This is a genomic window from Pseudohongiella sp. SYSU M77423 (genome assembly GCF_029911965.1).
Lineage (GTDB): Bacteria > Pseudomonadota > Gammaproteobacteria > Pseudomonadales > Pseudohongiellaceae > Pseudohongiella.
The window spans coordinates 18,310-35,698 of record NZ_JARYTH010000001.1; the positions used below are offsets into that span (position 1 = coordinate 18,310).

17 protein-coding genes are annotated in these 17,389 nt (G+C 51.4%); 5 read left to right on the plus strand and 12 right to left on the minus strand.

The genetic code is table 11. The annotated features are described in order from the left end of the window. Window positions 1-36: 36 nt before the first annotated feature. The 12 genes from QGM61_RS00090 to QGM61_RS00145 all read right to left on the minus strand — a co-directional run bounded on the left by QGM61_RS00090 (window position 37) and on the right by QGM61_RS00145 (window position 10,440). Complete coding sequence (locus QGM61_RS00090; protein WP_281131439.1) at window positions 37-1,170, minus strand: hypothetical protein; 1,134 nt, start codon at window positions 1,168-1,170, stop codon at window positions 37-39. 20 nt (window positions 1,171-1,190) lie between these two features. Beyond that, window positions 1,191-1,454, minus strand: coding sequence for a DUF5676 family membrane protein (locus QGM61_RS00095; protein ID WP_281131440.1), 264 nt, complete (start codon window positions 1,452-1,454; stop codon window positions 1,191-1,193). A gap of 47 nt (window positions 1,455-1,501) precedes the next feature. Beyond that, window positions 1,502-1,669, minus strand: coding sequence for a hypothetical protein (locus tag QGM61_RS00100; RefSeq protein ID WP_293613820.1), 168 nt, complete (start codon window positions 1,667-1,669; stop codon window positions 1,502-1,504). Between the two features lie 22 nt (window positions 1,670-1,691). Beyond that, window positions 1,692-3,047, minus strand: a complete 1,356-nt coding sequence (locus QGM61_RS00105) for an MBL fold metallo-hydrolase (RefSeq protein ID WP_281131441.1) — start codon at window positions 3,045-3,047, stop codon at window positions 1,692-1,694. Further along, window positions 3,044-3,970: a ribose-phosphate diphosphokinase gene (locus QGM61_RS00110; RefSeq protein WP_281131442.1), complete on the minus strand. Its 927-nt coding sequence runs from the start codon at window positions 3,968-3,970 to the stop codon at window positions 3,044-3,046. Before QGM61_RS00110 ends, QGM61_RS00105 begins: the two co-directional genes overlap by 4 nt. After that, a complete protein-coding gene (locus QGM61_RS00115; protein ID WP_281131443.1) occupies window positions 3,967-5,475 on the minus strand; it encodes a thymidine phosphorylase family protein in 1,509 nt (502 codons plus the stop codon). The genes QGM61_RS00110 and QGM61_RS00115 overlap by 4 nt, the downstream gene beginning before the upstream one ends. Then, on the minus strand, window positions 5,475-5,843 hold the full coding sequence (locus QGM61_RS00120) for a cation transporter (RefSeq protein WP_281131444.1): 369 nt from the start codon (window positions 5,841-5,843) through the stop codon (window positions 5,475-5,477). The genes QGM61_RS00115 and QGM61_RS00120 overlap by 1 nt, the downstream gene beginning before the upstream one ends. A 144-nt stretch (window positions 5,844-5,987) precedes the next feature. Next, complete coding sequence (locus QGM61_RS00125; protein WP_281131445.1) at window positions 5,988-6,638, minus strand: methyltransferase family protein; 651 nt, start codon at window positions 6,636-6,638, stop codon at window positions 5,988-5,990. Window positions 6,639-6,663: 25 nt separating this feature from the next. Further along, a complete protein-coding gene (locus tag QGM61_RS00130; RefSeq protein ID WP_070116095.1) occupies window positions 6,664-6,957 on the minus strand; it encodes a DUF2933 domain-containing protein in 294 nt (97 codons plus the stop codon). A 66-nt stretch (window positions 6,958-7,023) separates the two neighbouring features. Then, on the minus strand, window positions 7,024-9,558 hold the full coding sequence (locus QGM61_RS00135) for a heavy metal translocating P-type ATPase (protein ID WP_281131446.1): 2,535 nt from the start codon (window positions 9,556-9,558) through the stop codon (window positions 7,024-7,026). A 140-nt stretch (window positions 9,559-9,698) separates the two neighbouring features. Continuing rightward, complete coding sequence (locus QGM61_RS15300; RefSeq protein WP_083264341.1) at window positions 9,699-10,016, minus strand: heavy-metal-associated domain-containing protein; 318 nt, start codon at window positions 10,014-10,016, stop codon at window positions 9,699-9,701. A gap of 19 nt (window positions 10,017-10,035) precedes the next feature. After that, window positions 10,036-10,440: a MerR family transcriptional regulator gene (locus QGM61_RS00145; protein ID WP_068812738.1), complete on the minus strand. Its 405-nt coding sequence runs from the start codon at window positions 10,438-10,440 to the stop codon at window positions 10,036-10,038. Between the two features lie 1,216 nt (window positions 10,441-11,656). On the opposite strand from QGM61_RS00145, the gene QGM61_RS00150 reads away from it, so the two are divergent. From QGM61_RS00150 to QGM61_RS00170, 5 genes are all read left to right on the plus strand, one after another. Continuing rightward, window positions 11,657-12,409 carry a MauE/DoxX family redox-associated membrane protein gene (locus tag QGM61_RS00150; protein ID WP_070116097.1) on the plus strand — a complete coding sequence of 251 codons (753 nt, stop codon included), beginning with the start codon at window positions 11,657-11,659 and terminating at the stop codon, window positions 12,407-12,409. Between the two features lie 786 nt (window positions 12,410-13,195). After that, entirely contained in the window at window positions 13,196-13,408 is a 213-nt protein-coding gene (locus QGM61_RS00155; protein ID WP_070116098.1) for a hypothetical protein, read from the plus strand. A 110-nt stretch (window positions 13,409-13,518) separates the two neighbouring features. Then, the gene (locus QGM61_RS00160; protein ID WP_068812481.1) at window positions 13,519-14,460 is read left to right on the plus strand and encodes a DMT family transporter; all 942 of its coding nucleotides are present in this window, start codon (window positions 13,519-13,521) and stop codon (window positions 14,458-14,460) included. 87 nt (window positions 14,461-14,547) lie between these two features. Next, window positions 14,548-14,829 (plus strand): DUF5676 family membrane protein, encoded by a 282-nt coding sequence (locus QGM61_RS00165; RefSeq protein ID WP_068812467.1) that lies wholly within the window; start codon window positions 14,548-14,550, stop codon window positions 14,827-14,829. Window positions 14,830-16,095: 1,266 nt separating this feature from the next. Next, on the plus strand, window positions 16,096-17,379 hold the full coding sequence (locus tag QGM61_RS00170) for a hypothetical protein (RefSeq protein WP_281131447.1): 1,284 nt from the start codon (window positions 16,096-16,098) through the stop codon (window positions 17,377-17,379). Window positions 17,380-17,389 lie beyond the last annotated feature (10 nt).

Here is a 17,389-nt window from a genome sequence, read left to right on the forward strand (position 1 = left end):
GGAATTTCCTCAATCAGTCAACGACTGAAATTCATTCTAAAAAGAAAAGTGGTGTTGTATGGAGCGCAACATAGAATCCGCCTCATCGGCGGCCACCACCCAACACTGCACTGGTGATGCTGGTTGCGATAAAATCAGTGGTAAAGCAGACTGAACCAGAGGCTCTTTTAATGCAATACCCAAGTGGGAAAGACCGGACAACAAGCGGCAGCAAATATCGACGTTGTTTTCCGCAATACCGCCGCTAAGCACGATACCGTCCAGCCCGCCCAGAATGGCGAAATACGCGCCCAGTGTTTTCTGGAATCGATAACGGAAAAAATCAAACGCCAGCTGGTGTTGAAACTGTTCGCTCGCAAACAAATCCGCCATGTTATCGATTCCGCCGGACAAACCCCGCCAGCCGGATTCGCAATTGAGAACCCTGTCGGTATCCTCGGGCGTCCAACCCTCCTGCCGCTGCAACCAAGTCAGCAATCCGGGATCGATATCTCCGCTGCGCGTGCGCATCAACAACCCTTCATTGGGCGTAAAGCCCATGGTGGTATCGACTGGTTTGCCGTCGCGGATGGCGGCCATGGAACAGCCGCTTCCCAGTTGCGCAGTCACCAGGGTGTAGTGTTCGGCCTTGGGCTTCACTGCCTCCCAGTGTTTGACCATGGACTCATGAGCAAAACCGTGAAACCCGTAACGGCGTAATCGATATTTCTCAGTGAGTGCGACGGATAGTCCATAAATCTGTGACAGCACCGGCAGGTCGCTGAAAAACTCACTATCGAAAACCGCAAAAACGGGAATGGAAAATCGGGTATTCCGAAGCTGCTCAATCAGTTCAATGGCCGCCTTATTGTGCAGTGGCGCCAGTGGTATCAGGGTTTGCAGTTGCCGAAAGTTATCGTCGTTGATGGGGAGAGGTTTAAGATATTCAGAGCCCCCGTGTACGACTCTGATAATCACCGCGCGAACATCATGATTTGTCAGCACATCGGTCAGCCAAGGGGGCGCGCCAGGATAAGTCTGCGCAGCTGATTGGCCGACACCTGCTTGCCCAATAGCAACAGGCACCGTTGCACCCGCATATTCAAGCGCCGAGACGTTATGCGTGCTCCACTTGATGGATGAACTACCCGGATTCAACACCAACAGAACCGGTTTGTCATAGCGCGGCAAACTGCTCATCAGCTGGATAATCAGTCGGATGACTGCAAGCGGTTATAAATGGCCGCCAGCAACCACCCGGCGATACCCGCTACCACGAACCAAGCCAACAGCCCGATAACGACACCAGTGAGAGTCAAGTGCCAACCCATCTCATTCAGTTGCATATGCACCATTTCTCCGGACATGGACAACATCATGGAAGGCATTAACATCACCAGCAGACTGCAAGCCAGCCACAGTATCGCCGCGGTAATCGCGCTGGCCATCCCGAATTTGAACGCATTAAGTGTCATGATTATTCCTCCGTTTATGGTGGTGTATCTGTGAGAAATTAGTGTCTCTACAAATCCCCGAACCGGTTGGCAGACTGCGCCATACGCATCATTTCGTGCTCTTCCAGCGACCGGAGTGATTCCATCAACTCTTTGGCAGAGGGGATATCCGCCCTGGAGGCGAGATAGCGATACAGTTCAATCACCTGCTGGTGTTGATCGACTATCACCTCCATGATTTGCGGATTATCTCTTCGATTACAGGCGCAAAATGTCACGATAGCCCGCGACATTCACCGCAAACGCGGTGTGCTCCTGCAAGTGCACCCGCATACCTTCAAGGGCTTCCGGGTCACCGTGAATTAATTGAATTCGAGTGGAATCGGTCAGTGCGGACTGCTGTAACCACTGGGTCAGTTCGAGATGGTCGGCGTGCCCCGATAAACCGGAAATGACTTTGACAGTGGCTCTTAACGGTACCCAGCCTCCGTGGATTTTAACCCCATCAACACCCTCCAGCATTTTTGCGCCCCGAGTGCCGCCCGCCTGATAACCGGTAAACAGTACCGTGGTTTTAGAATTTCCTAACAGGCGTTTAAAGTGGTGGAGAATACGACCTCCTGTTGCCATCCCACTGCCAGCGATAACAATATGGGGGAAAGCCTGTCCGGCAATCGCCTTCGATTCGTCCACCGTGCGGGTATAGGTCACGCCCTCGCATAGACGGTAGCATTGCTCGTGACTCAACCGATGCTGATCACTGAACTGGCAGAAAATATCCGATACTTTGATCGCCATGGGGCTGTCGAGATAGATCGGCATTTTAGGGATATCGCCCTGATCCATCAGGGTCGCCAACAGATGCTGCAAGGCCTGCGCACGCCCAACCGCAAAGGCCGGAACCAGCAACACGCCACCACTTTTGGCGACACGGTTAACAATTTCCGCCAACTGCTGAAACGGATCTTGGGTGTCGTGCCGGCGGTTGCCGTAAGTGGACTCCATCAACAGCAGATCCAGCTCCGGCAATGGCCGAGGAGGTTTCATCAGCACATCATCGAAACGACCGACATCACCAGAAAAGCCGATTCGTTTCCCTTCCGCTTCAACGATAATGCTGGCGGCGCCGAGAATATGACCGGCAGGCTGTAAATAAAAACGGATATCCCCGACCTCGATCTGTTCATCGAACTCCACAGACTGAAATAGCCTCATGCTGGCTTCCGCCGTTTGACGGTCGTAAAGCGGCTCAGGGTGCGCGTGCTTGCCCAATTTATGTTTGCTGTAATACTTGGCGTCTTCCTCCTGGATATGGCCGCTGTCGGCCAATAAAATCTGACACAGGGCCTTAGTGGCGTGATGGGTAAACACCGGGCCGCGAAAGCCGCGCTTGTATAGCACCGGGATATAACCGGAGTGATCCAGATGTGCGTGAGTGAGCAGCACCGCATCCAGTTTGTCGATGTCCAGGGGCAAGGTTTGCCAGTTGCGTTCCCGCAGCCACTTGTAGCCCTGGAACAAACCGCAATCGACTAATACGGTTGTCGTTTCAGTTTCCAGCAGAAATTTTGAGCCGGTAACGGTCTCGGTGCCGCCGACAAAGGTAATTTTCATAATGATTTTCCTGGCAATTTAAGCATGCTGATAACGGGCGCAATCAGTTGCGACGTAATATCAATAGCGTTGGAAGGATGGGGGATGGTATTGGATGTGACCAGTTGGCTCAGGCCTGAGGCCAGTAAGGTTTTATCGGAGTGATCGGCAAATATGCCGTGCACCGCCACGCACTGAATGTTGTCGATGCCTTTGGACCGAAGTGTTTTAACGCATTCCAGGATTGTTTGCCCGCTGGAAATAACGTCGTCGATAATCACTGCCGTTCTATCCCTGAATTCGTTGATGTCGGGCAGCATCACTTCGACTTGGCGATCCCCGAAGCGCTGTTTTTCTCCAATCACAAAAGGATGTTGACTAAAGGCAGCAATCTCATCAACCCATTGCTCGCTTTCGCTGTCCGGCCCTACCAACAGTAGGTTGCTTTGCGTTTTGAGCCAGTGCGCCAATGCCGGAGCCCCTTGCACAACACGACTGGGTATGGAATAGATTTCATCCAGAGAATGATAGCGATGCAAATGTGGATCGACCGTAACCAGCCAATCAGCATGTTGAGAAAGGCACTTGGCAAAAATACGTGAAGTAACCGCTTCCCCATCGACAAAACGGCGATCCTGACGCATATAACTGAGGTAAGGCGCCACTAACCCCACTTGCGACGCTCCCAGCTCCCGCAGTGTTTCCAATAAAAACAACAACGGCAGATATTTGATGTTTGGGTGTGACAGATCAGCCACCACAATACAGGCGCGATTTTCTACATCAGATTGAATACGCAGATAGGACTCCCCATCCGGAAACTGCCGAGCGTTAAACTCGCCAGGTTGACCACCAATCGCTTTACTGAGTGACTCAGCTAACGGATGATTATTCAGGGAAAACACCACTGGAGATTTATCTTTCACGGTCATCGCCTCGCTCATCGTTCCTTCTCGATCGTAAAAATTGCCGATTGGCGATAAAACGCCATCGCATACTGTTGCTCTCCGATCGTATCGGAACAGAGCGTAAATAAAGGTTGTCCGACGGTGATCTTGTCACCGACGCGAGCATGTAGACGCAACCCCGCGGCGGCTGTAGACGGAGCGCCTGCCAGCTTCGCCAGACGCGCGAGTTGACGATTGTCGATAGCGGTAAGTGTGCCCGCTGCTGTGGCCGCTTCGGTATGTTGGTAGCTGGCGTCAGGCAGGGCTTTCATCCCACCCTGCGCGGCCAAAATGCGCTGGAACTGCTGCCAGGCTTTACCTTCATCCAAAATCGCGATCGCTCTTTCCAGCCCTTGTTCATAACGCTCTTGATAAGCAAGTGAAAACAGATGTGCAGCCAGAAACAAGGCACGCTCCCGAAGATCCTGTGGTGCACTGTGCTCGCGCTGCAATACTGCCAGCACATCCCGCGCTTCTTCTACCGGGCCGATACCACGCCCAACCGGCTGACTACCATCCGTAATAAGGCAGCGAATTTGAATACCACAGGCAGCTCCCACCTGGGTAAAAAGTGAGGAAAGGCGCTCGGCGTCTTTTTGCGAACGCACCTTAGCGGTAGGGCCAACGGGAATGTCTATCACCGTATGCGTGGAACCGGCAGCGATTTTTTTGGATAAAACCGAGGCGATCAACTGCCCTTCACCATCCAAGTCCAGCGCCCGTTCAATGCGAATTAACAAGTCGTCGGCGGGGCTCAGGTTGACAGCGCCACCCCAAACAAGACAGGCATGGGTTTCAGCTACTACACGTTGAATCTCATCGAGCTCCAGATTGACGGAAGTCAAGACCTCCATGGTATCCGCAGTACCGGCAGGAGAGGTGATCGCACGCGACGAGGTTTTAGGGATGGTGAGTCCAACAGCGCTAACAATGGACACCACTAGAGGTGTGGTGCGGTTGCCCGGCAGCCCACCGATGCAGTGCTTATCGAGAATCATGGTTTCGCCAGGCCATCGCAACCGCTTACCACAGGCCACCATGGCCTGGGTGAGACTGATGATTTCTTCCACGTCTAAATGGCTACCCGCGCACACACTGAGGAAACTGGCGATTTCGATATCCGAATAGCGGTGGTCGCTGATGTCCTCGACGATAGCGGTAATCTCTTGATCACTGAGTTTGTGCCCAAATATTTTTTTGCGAACCGCAGCGAGCGATGTCACCACCGGTGCATGACCGACAATAATCGCAGCGCCATCGATGGCACCCAGGCGGCGCATGGCAATTTTGGATAACCCTGCACTCCCCGAAACCAATACCTGTTCGTCCACCACATTCAACGTGGCGATAACACTGTTTTCCCCGTACCGCAGCATGACACGGCTGTTCGCAATGAACCCTTCGGAGCGGCAGATATGGCAATCGCTACGCATATATACCACCGGTTCCTGGTGAGTGTTTATGCCCATGTCTGCTGCTTTAAGCTCGTTTATGGCATTCATTAGCGTTTCCCACGCGCACTAGGTGGTGACTTATGGCAGCTCCAAGGTTCATGGCTAGCATTTTCCTTTATGTTGCCATCAACAAATTTGTAATAATCTTCTTTATAGTGCGTCCACCAGTCATGACTCACGTCAACGCCGTAGTTTTTCAAAGTCTCTTCTATATCATCCAGACAAATCCTGGAGGCGTCATAAGCGAGATTCAGCACATGATTTTTTCCGTCAAAGGTAACCGCATCAAGACCATAAAGCTGATCTACCTCGGCAATAGCCGCTTGTAGCTTTCTCTGGCCGACAGGTTCTAATTTTAAATGGCGCCTCACCAGATTGACTTCGGAGACACCCAATCTATGTTTTCTATCTCTCATTTATAGTTTCCTCGGACAGACAAAGTGGGCAAACAATCCATCTATTTTTTGTTTAGAGGCGGGTTTGTTTTTCAGGCTCGGATTCATGCTCCATCATCGTTACACCAATAGGGGGGGATTAGTTTTTTCATCGGAGTACCCTCATTAGTTAGAAACAGTTCTATCGACGTTTAATTTCGGAATCCATGCCGGCGTGACTTCCATATAGCGGCGATAGTCATCACCGAATTCCTTCAATGCTATGCGCTCCTCACGCTTAGCGAGTCGCACGTAAACCACTACCAGAACCGGAAACATAATCACGGTAAGGATCGTCGGCCACTGCAACAGAAATCCAAACATGATCAGGATAAATGCGGTGTACTGCGGGTGGCGGAAACGGGCATACCAGCCGGTAGTCGCTAGCGACCGAGTCTGCTGCGCCTTGTGCAGTACACCCCACGCCGAGGCCAGCAAAAAGAAACCCAAAATGATCAGAACATTACTGGCGATATGCAGCGGATCCCAATGTGGGCTGCCTTCAAAACCAAGCAACGTGTGCAACAGGTGGCCGTTTTCGTGGGACAGAAAATCAATGCCAGGATATTTTTCCGCCAACCAGCCGGAGAGAAAATAAATGGTTAATGGAAAGCCATACATCTCAGTAAATAGGGCAATAACAAACGCCGAGAAAGCGCCAAAGCTTCGCCAGTCGGTTTTGGTTTGCGGCTTGGTAAAGCTGAAGGCAAAGAAGATAAATATCGCCGAATTGAGTATCACCAGCGTCCAAAGGCCGTAAGCAGATTCACCGTGCATGCTTCTCCTCCTGTAATGTATTGGGTTAATGGTGGTGACGATTTTCGTTTTCTCGGCGGCCTTCTTCCAAACCACGTTGATAGGCATCGTGCTCGGATTCATCCTCGTGCTGGCCATGGTCACCATGACCGCCATGCCCCCCATGTCCTCCGTGCATAAATAAATGCATAAACGGACAGGCTAAGAGAATCAAGAAAGGCAAAAACTGCCAGACGTGCTGCCGGTGCTCAATCAATAGGAAATAGCTTGCCGCTGCAATTAAACCCAAGGCGGCCAGACCTTTGGGGGTCAACCAGAACGATGGTTTTTGGGTTGCCATGTCACACCTCATTAATGAAATTGAAATGTTCCGCCTATTGGTCGGCACTGTTTACCGGTTGTCAGATTATTTATCCACATTCAGTTTTACCCGCTTGAGGCGCAAAGAATTGCCGATCACCGACAGGGAGCTGATGGTCATAGCGATCACCCCGATCATGGGATGGAGCAGGCCCACGGCGGCAATGGGGATGGCCGCCAGGTTGTAGAACCAGGCCCAGAACAGGTTTTCCACTATCTTGCGGAAGGTCGCCCGTGACAGGCGAATGGCTTCCACCACCTTGGACAGTTCGCCTTTCACCAGGGTGACATCCGCCGCTTCGATGGCGACGTCGGCGCCGGCACCGATGGCGATGCCCACATTGGCCTGTTTGAGTGCCGGCGCGTCGTTGATGCCGTCGCCCACCATGGCCACCAGCTGGCCATATTTGTCCTGCAGCTTTTTGATGGCGTCTACCTTGCCTTCCGGCAAGACACCCGCCAGCACCTCGTCGATACCCACCTGATCGGCGACGTGTCGTGCGGTGCGTTCGTTGTCCCCGGTGATCATGACGGTATGAATGCCCAACTGGTGAAGAGCGGCAATGGCAGCTTTCGAGTCTTCCTTTATGGTATCGGCCACGGCGACAATGCCGGCCGCGCGGTGTCCGACGGCCACCAGCATGGCGGTCTTGCCCTCTTTTTCCAACCGAACCAGGGCCTCTTCCAGGTCGCTCAGCTCGATATCCGCTTCATTGAGAAGCCGGCGGCTGCCGACGCGAATGAGCTGGTCGTCGACCCGGCCTTCCACACCACGGGCAGTGATGGCTCGAAAATCCCTCACGGTGGGAACTTCCAGGTTCTTTTCCCTGGCGCCCTCCACGATCGATTGTCCCAAAGGGTGTTCGGAGCCAGCTTCCACTGATGCGGCGAACCTAAGTACATCGGCCTCATTAAAATCGGCGGTGGCGATGACATCGGTAAGTGCCGGTTCGCCTTTGGTGATGGTGCCTGTTTTGTCGAGGACCACGGCCTTTATATCTTTCAGCGACTGGATGGCTTCGCCGGAGCGAATCAGAACACCGGATTCTGCGCCGAGTCCCGAGCCGACCATGATGGCTGTGGGAGTGGCCAGCCCCAGGGCACAAGGACAGGCGATTACTAAGACGGAAATTGCCGCCAAAACCCCCAACATTAGGGGCGAAAGCTCTGGGTTGACCCAAGGCAGGAACTCGGCACCCCAGTAGAGAATTGGTCGCAGCGGCTCAGCGAACAGCACCCACACCACAAGGCTCGTCAAACTGATGACAATAACTCCCGGGACAAATTTTGCGGTCAGTTTGTCGGCAAATTCCTGTATGGGCACCTTTGAACCCTGTGCCTGCTCCACCAACCCGACGACCTGTGACAGGAAGGTATCGGCACCCACCCGGGTGGCCCGCACCTGAAGCATGCCCTCCTTGTTGATGGTCGCACCAATCACCCCGTCGCCGGGCCCTTTTTCCACCGGCACTGACTCCCCGGTGGCAATAGATTCATCCAAATGGCTGCTACCCTCGACGATTTCGCCGTCGGTCGGTACCTTGGCGCCGGGCCGGACCACCATGATGTCTCCCACTTGTAATTCTGCCACCGGGACTTCAACTTCCTGCCCGTCCCGCAACACAGAGGCGGTCTTGGCGCCGAGCTTCAGCAGCTTTTTGATCGCCTGCGACGCTCTACCCTTGGCCCGGGTTTCAAGGTAGCGGCCGAGCATGTGGAATGTCATGATGGTGGTGGCCATCTCAATAAAGGAGGTCATGGGATAAACAAATCCCACCAGTCCAATCAGATAGGGTGGCAGGCTGCCCATGGAGATGAGCACGTCCATATTGGCGGTGCGGTTGGTGAGGGAGCGCCAAGATGAGCGGTGAGTGGCCCAACCACCCCGGAGGAACACCACGGGAAAGCCGAGCAGGGCCACCCAGGCCAGATAGCCTGACACCGGCACCCAGAGCATGTGTACCATCATCAGCACCATGATCAGGGTGGTGGGTATGGCGGCGAACCACAGGCGCTTCCATGCCTGGTCGAGGTAGCGCTCCTCTACAGCTTCGTCCACTGCTGTGTCCGCTTGGGCCCGGCTTTCACTAACGCCTGCCACTTCGTATCCCGCCTTCTCAATGGCAACTTTGATCCTTTCCGCATCCACCGTTGCCACATCAAAACGAACCGTCACCTTGTGATTGGCAATATTGGTGGAAGTATCAGTAATGCCAGCAAGGCGCTTGACGGAGCTGGAAACAAGCCCAGCACAGTGATCGCTACCCATGCCTGGTACCATGAATACGGCTTCGCCGATTTTTCTGGAGGGTATGGATGTTATACTATCCACGTCGTAGCCAGCTTTTTCAATGGCGCTGCGGATCTGGTTGTCGCTGGTCAGCTTGGCGTCGAATTCAACCTGGACACGGTGATTGGCAATATTGGTGGTGAGGCTGATGATACCCGGCAGCCGCTCAACCGAAGTGGTGATCAGACCAGCGCAGTGGTTACTCCCCATGCCTGGCACTATCAGTTGAACGAACTTACTTTTCGGGCTGTTGACTGATTTCGACGAGGGAAATGCTGTGGGGTGATCCATGTATCTCTCCAATTTTCAGACCATTTTTTACGGAAGAGGCAATCTCTTTTCAATTTATTAAGCAGCTAACAAACCAGATTTCACGCCTGTAGCATGCATAGGCTTACCAACTGCTAGTTACTCCAACCATCAGCCATAAACTAATTGATTTGGGTCGAAGGAAAACCCGCTCGATCCAACGCCTCTATCAGAGCGCTAGACTCGACCATGCCAACGACCGAAGCGACACCCGTCGCCAGGTCCATACACGCATCGTTTACGCCGGAAACAGTGCGTAGCGTTTGCTCAATGCTTTTTACACAACCACCGCATGTGGCGCCTTGCACCTGTAATCGCTGTAGGGGGATATCGCTATGTGAGCCAACACTGCTACCAGTAGTATCTACAGTGGATGACTTGCTGGCGCAGCAACAGCCGTCCCGGTGATGGGTAGGACTCTCGAAATTCTGTGTATTCATGACAAAACCTTATGTTAATTTACTGAGCAAACTCTTCAATTAGGTGACAGATCATATCGCCGGTCGGCACCTTATCCGGCTTTTGGCTCCACTCGATCGCGGCCTGTTGCATGCGTTCCCGAAGTTGCTGAGTCTCCGCGAACCGTTGCTCAGTTTCATTCAGGCGGTGTTCAATCAAGCGGCGCACGGTTGGGCAAGGAGACTTTTTCTTATCCGCGTGGTTCAAGATTTCCTGAATATCCTCAACGGAAAAGCCCAGTTGCCGTGCACTTAGCGCGAATCGCAAGCGGTTGTAATCACTTTCGCTGTATTCCCGATATCCATTGGTTTTGTTCTTACCCGGTTTCAGAATCTTGATCCGGGTATAAAACCGCACGGTATCGGCCGTAACTCCTAAACGCCTGGCCATTTCGATAACTTTCACACAGCCCTCCTCGCAGCTCAGTCTGACTATCGCAAGATTCAGATTAACCCCGAAGCTCTGTTCCTTGCCTTGATATGAGTCAATCATCAGTTCCAAACCCGAGAGAAAATCCAAAGACTTTATCCGGCTTTTTGCAACCTTACACCTGTGTCCAAGACACAGGTCAAGAAATTTTCATTAACAGGCATCAAGTTTCTGTACTCAACACTACACGCCCCTCGATCTGTAGCCTTTACGCCGTCAACCGTCAATATTGGCCAGATATCCTGTCACGTCGCTTCCGCATTGAATCGACCCATACCCAACTCCCAAGCGGCACTTAGACTTGTACATTGTCATCGCAGAACGAAGTTTCTGACCTTAGGATGACCCGTGTATTACATTGCTGTAATGAACGTGTAATCCTGTTTTCTGACTCGTCGGAACGCACGTTGCTCCCAGCGCAAAGCGGCAGAACCGTCAGCAAAAATTTCAAAGGTTCAAAAACCAGAATCCACAAAGGCGAAACCACTCACGACACAGGTATAGGGGTTGCTATACCAGCGGAATTACCAGTCTTATCAGGCCTTTTCGGGGACGCCGAAAAATGCATATGAGAGCCGCGCTAGCAGTGGTCCCGGCACGGTATAGAACATATCGCAAGCGTTGTGACTCATAGTATTTATATAATATGACCTGGTGGCCCCAACTATTCCCTAGATTGAACAGGCCGACGCACAGTGATTTGTCGAAAAAGAGCCTTAGTCGCAATGACCAGTTGGGCACTTATCACAGGCTTTGAAGTAAATCACTACTGTCGGCATTTTGGTGACAGTGCATTGTCGAAACTGTGAGGCTAAGTCCGGCCGCCTAATCACCACGGCCATTCGGGTTGATAGGGTGGGAAGTGACTGCAGGAACTGGAATCGTATGATCCAGATCCGCTATCGAGACGAACGAGCCATGATTGAGCGCGTTTGCCCATGCGCGAAGGTGAATGGACCTTCTCACCCTTTCGAGAAGCATTTTATGCATCCTCTCAGCGCTCCTACTTTGGCCAATTGCCGGTCCACTTTCAAATACCATATTAATTTATGAAAAAAGAATTACCTCAAAATTACATTTTTGTAATCTCCAGATCATGTTTAAGACAGAATAAAATCGTTATAATCAGGCTGTTTAAGCCGTCTTAACACTATTTATTCTGCTAAGTCAGTCGAACAAGGAGGAATCACAAATGTCAGACTCCAAGACAGCTGAACTGTACCGAATGGTAACGGAGGACCATGTGTGTCCTTACGGCTTAAAATCGAAACACCTACTGAAAACTCAAGGACTTCAGGTGGAAGACCACCACTTAAAAGACCGGGAAGAAATCGAGGCATTCAAGGCCGAACACGATGTAGATACCACCCCACAGACATTTATCGATGGCGCCCGGATTGGTGGTTATGATGAACTACAGACTTATTTTGGTAAAGAACCCACAGATGAGGACGAAACAACTTATTGGCCTGTTATCAGCCTTTTTACCACTACTTTCCTGATGGCATTGGGAGCAGCTTCGATCGCTGAAGGACAATGGCTGTCCCTACGCACTTTTGAATGGTTCATCGCGTTTTCAATGTGTGCTCTTGCGTATCTAAAGATTCGGGATGTGGAAAGTTTTTCGACCATGTTCCTTAACTATGATCTTCTAGCCCAAAAATGGGTACCGTACGGGTACGTATACCCCTACGGAGAGGGTATTGCCGGCGTGCTTATGATTGCCGGGGTGCTAAACTTTGTTTCGATCCCCATCGCCTTGGTCATAGGCACAGTAGGTGCCATCTCGGTTTTTAAAGCCGTCTATATTGAGAAACGAGAACTCAAATGTGCTTGCGTCGGAGGCGAAAGCAATGTGCCATTGGGTTTTATATCACTCACGGAAAACCTCATGATGCTCGGCATGGGGGTATGGATGCTTGTCAAGCATAGCACTCTAGGATAGAAGCGACCAACAGGTTCTCAACGTAATGTGCTTTCGAGATGCCGAATTGGCGACTTCCTCCTTCACACAACAAAATCTTCGGCACATTGGGGAATCGCAGTCTCTAAGCCTACACGAAGGGCAGGTATGGCAGACCTTTCTACAGCGTCCGATTTCTAAATTGTAGTTAAGGCTTAATGGACCTTGACTGACGCCTTAGACAAAGCTTTGTAGTTCACAAAATGAAACATACCAAGGGCTGATACATTCCATGATCGGGGGGGGACGATTGCCATGACCACCAACTCCCTGTCGGTGATCGGTAATTTTTGCGTCCAAAGCGGGTGAGGCTGGATATAGTCTATATGACGGATTTGATACCAAAGTGAAAACCCCGTCTAATGGACCATATAGAAAATATTCTATGAAAAAAAGACCAAATATAGGGTGATGATCACAGTCTACACGGCATTACAACGAGCATTCTCGTAGGTGCAGTGCTATGCTTTATCTTCGCTGAACATGGCGCCAAGTCCTTCAGTATCTGCCTTTGATGATTATGCCGCATTGCCCACTGATGCACATCTGCATGCACAAGGCACACTGCGATGCGCACGATCATGATCATGCCAACGTTGGGCATAATCACCAAAATGAAGAAGAGGCTTCTTGCCGCCGCATGGAAGAAAAACGCAGGCAAGTGGATCTAAAACTGTGATCGTGATACCTGAAAAATCATGGCTTCCCTATCTGGGTTACCGTTTTGTGTTCCGGATATCGATCAAGCTAGCTGCCAGGAGCCTGACAATGAGCAACAATGAGTATCGACTGAGTGTTTCGGCAGTTAAACTCATTAATAGTCACCTAGGCCTTTTTGAACCGGCTAATGCCGTAAATTTGAGCGCAGCGATTGCAGAGACTGGCCAATTATATGGTCTGGATGAGGTCGATTTCGATCAAAAATATGCCAAGTCTAATTCTACATACGACACATTTCAGCTGCACGTGCAAAGGGTGTAAGAAAGTTTGGACAATCACGTTATTCAACTGACGCGGGTCTGGTGGGCACAAGTCAAGATTGACGATTACTTGTTCTGCTTCCGGCTATCCGTAAATTCGGTCGACTCATTATGAATACCTATCCAAAATTTACCAATGTTGCCTGGATGCTAGTGGTTACTCTGCTTTGGGCCATCTGCTTTCCGTTCATCGTGACCGGGCTACCGGATGCCCCACCCTTGCTGTTTGCTGCTTTGCGTGCTTTTCTGGCCAGTGGAATACTTTTTGCGGTGTACATGGTAAAGCGCGTGCGCGAGCCATATCTTTTTAACCTCCAGGACACTGGCCAGTTGGGCCTCATCGGGTTGTCGTACACGGCGATGGGCTTTGGCGGCATGTTTTTAGGGGCCGGTCATCTGTCTCCAGGGCTGGCAACTGTTCTGGCAAGTACGCAGCCATTGATTGCTGCGGCAATCGCCGCCGCTTGGCTGGGGGAAACTTTGAAGACCAAGGGCATAGCCGGGCTGTTCGTCGGTTTTTTGGGCGTCGCCTTGCTTTCTTGGTCCGGATTTGGCAATAACAATGCCGGTTTTTTGTGGGGAATCATCTGGGTTCTTATGGGCGCTTTTGGAGTGGCCATTGGCAACATCCTGTTAAAAAAGCGTGGCGGGGGATCAATTGCCGCACCCATGGCTGTCCAATTGTTAATAGGCGGCGGAATACTTTTGCTTGCATCTGCGATCAGCGGTGAACAATGGGATATTCGGTGGACATTTCGATTCACCGGTTCCTTGCTCATTCTATCTGCTTTGGCGACAGCCGCCATGGTATTCTTGTGGTTCGGGCTACTGGCTCGTGCGCCTTTGAATCAACTGAACGTTTTCAGCTTCCTGACCCCGGCGCTTGGCCTGCTTATTGGCTATTTGTTCTTTGATGAACGGCTGCAACTCGTCCAGATCTTGGGAATCATTGTGATCATTTTTGGTATTGCCTTAATGCACACTAGCGACGCTGTCCTAGATCCTACCCATAAAGCAGGGCTTTCTTCGCCAATTAAACCACTAGGCTCGTGAATGAATCGACAAAGAAACAATGACTGAAACAACATTTACCCAATAATGAGTACACTTTTTCACCACAATGAAAAGAGGAAACTAGCTATGAACAGTTCGAACGCACCTGGGATCCATTTGCGTATCATCCCGTTAGGCAACACCCTGTCACTTCTGCTGGTAATCAGCTACCTGCTGTGCGTTGGCTTTGGCCTAGTCGCCCCGGGACAGATGCGCATGTATGAGGCGTGGGCACCGTTGCTACCTGGTTTTGAATGGCTTACGTGGACGGGATTTTTAATTGGATTGATAGAAGTCTATCTGTACGGTTGGTATATTGCCGTCTTGTTTGTCCCTTTGTACCTCTGGTCCTCAAAAGACAGACATTGAAATTTTTTGACGCCCATAATGCTTTTTCCTTGTCGTGGTTCCAACGGCATTTGTTCTGGCCAACTAAATCTGGCGCGTGGCAGCAACACGTGAGCTTCAAGACCGGGCGCATTGCTGTTAAAAGTGTAGCTACTTGATCATTTCGAAAAAAGCCTTCAATGAGTAAACCGGAAGGGAATCACCAAACAGAGAAAGGTATGATCAAAAGAGTATTCGGGGACGCAATCGACGGTCCGGAACACAGATACATCCCCCGTTTTCCAGAGCTTCCTCTAGCGGGGTTCGGGTTTCTGACGCATTTCTTATGGGAAATGCTTCAGGTGCCTTGGTATAGCGGAATGGCAGAGGCATCCCACGCTTCGGTGGTTTGGTTATGTACACGCGCCACAGGCGGTGATGTCGTGATTCTTTTAATCAGCTTCTGGCTGGCATCGGTAACCTGCAGTAACCGACAATGGCTGCTCAGAGGCGATCGAAAACCTGCGGTCGTCCTGATTATCACGGCTCTCGTCGTCACTGTCGTCCTAGAATGGCTAGCGATTGGTCCACTGGAACGATGGACGTATGCCGACTCTATGCCAATTATCCCGATGCTTGACGTGGGTTTGACCCCTGTGTTTCAGTGGCTGTTGTTGTCACCGGTGATAATGTGGCTGGCGCGCCGACACATGCTTGGTTACACCGCCCTCTTACCGTGCAAACCAAGCTAATCGCGCGGGATTATTGACCGCAAGACAGGGGGAGAACGAACGCAGCTATGATATGAGATGACCGAGTTCGTCTTTTTAGCGCTCCTTTCATGGTCTGATAGAGGCGGTGATCAGTGTTCGCAGCTCTCCTGCTCTGCGTTTTCCATCTTCTGCTCCGTCATGCCCTGCATTAACTCAATATGATCCCGTCTTTCCTCATTCTCCATACCTATGCGCTCGCCTTTACGCTGTCATCATGCATGCGATGGTCTTGGCTTTGCCCCTGATTCCCCCGTTTGCCGCTGTCCGCCTGGCAAGGTCTCGGCCAGCATCGGCGTCAGGGGCATTATTGAATTAGCCAACAGTGCTTGCAGTAAAATTTCTATTTTGCGGTCTCCATATAAGTAAGTGTTACTGAACTCACTCTCGTGCATACCGCTGGAATTGTGACTATGCAATAAACTGAAACTCTGAATGCTGAGGGAGTTGAGCCACCGACTTTTGTGCGCAACAATGGGGTGATTACGACAAAAGCTGTACAATACCTCTCTGCATCAGTTTCCAGGAGAAGCAGGCTTTGTACTCTATCGATAATTCTTCAGACCGAGCAGAAGCGGAAAGGTTGAACCAGCACTGCATTTGCGTCACACTTGACCAGTCAGCAATCGTTCACAATATTGCCGATCAACTGGGTGACAACGCCGACGAAATCCTCTCCAGCGCTGCTTGGCAGCAATTTTTCTCGAGCACCGCAGTGTTTATCCGTGAGCAGATACTGGAACAAATGAAAGGCATTGTCCATGCTCTGGAAGCTGTGGCCACACTCCCCGACTATCGTCGTCGTGTATTATCGTGGGCACCACAGAGCGCGCAGGTCGACTCGGGACCATCAGGCGCATTTATGGGCTACGATTTCCACTTGGGAGCGGATGGTCCTCGCCTTATTGAAGTAAATACCAATGCCGGTGGCGCATTCCTCAACGCCGTAATGGGACATGCCCAGATTCAATGTTGTGGTGCATCAACACGCATATCAGGCGCGGAGAGCTTTGACTCTGCCGTGGTTGCGCAATTCGACAGTGAATGGCGCGCACAGCGCGGCATCGGCCGACCCAAAACAATAGCCATAGTGGACGAGCAACCAGCCGAACAGTACCTGTATCCCGAATTCAGACTGGCACAACAGTTGTTGCGGAACAATGGGTTCGATGCATTAATACTGTCTCCCTCAGATCTCCGGTATAAGGATGGCGCACTGTATAGCGGCGACAAACGGATCGATATGGTATATAACCGCCTTGTGGATTTCGGACTGCAAGCTCCTGAGCAGGCGGCCCTGCGCTCGGCATGGCTGGACGGCAGCGCTGTCATCACGCCCAATCCTTTTGTTCATGCGCTTCGCGCAGACAAGCGTAACCTGGCACTGTTATCTGATCGTGATACCTTGCTCGACTGGGGGCTAAGCCGCGAACATTCTGAATTCCTACAGCATGGCGTACCGCGCACCGTGCAAGTGAATGCAACCAACGCCGATGAGCTTTGGCAGCAGCGAAAGCAATTGTTTTTTAAACCGGTGGCAGGTCATGGCAGCAAAGGTGTCTACCGCGGCAGCAAGCTGACCAAAGGTACATTTGCCCGTATTCTTGACAGCGATTATATCGCTCAGGCTTATGTACCTCCTTCGGAACGAGTGGTTTTGGTTGATGGAGAACAGCAGATGCTCAAGGTTGATGTGCGTCTTTACACCTACAAGGGCGCCGTTCTATTGGCTGCAGCGCGGCTCTATCAGGGGCAAACAACCAATTTCCGCACACCGGGGGGTGGTTTCGCCCCGCTGCTGCTGTTAAATTCAGCTGAATAGGCCTTGGCTC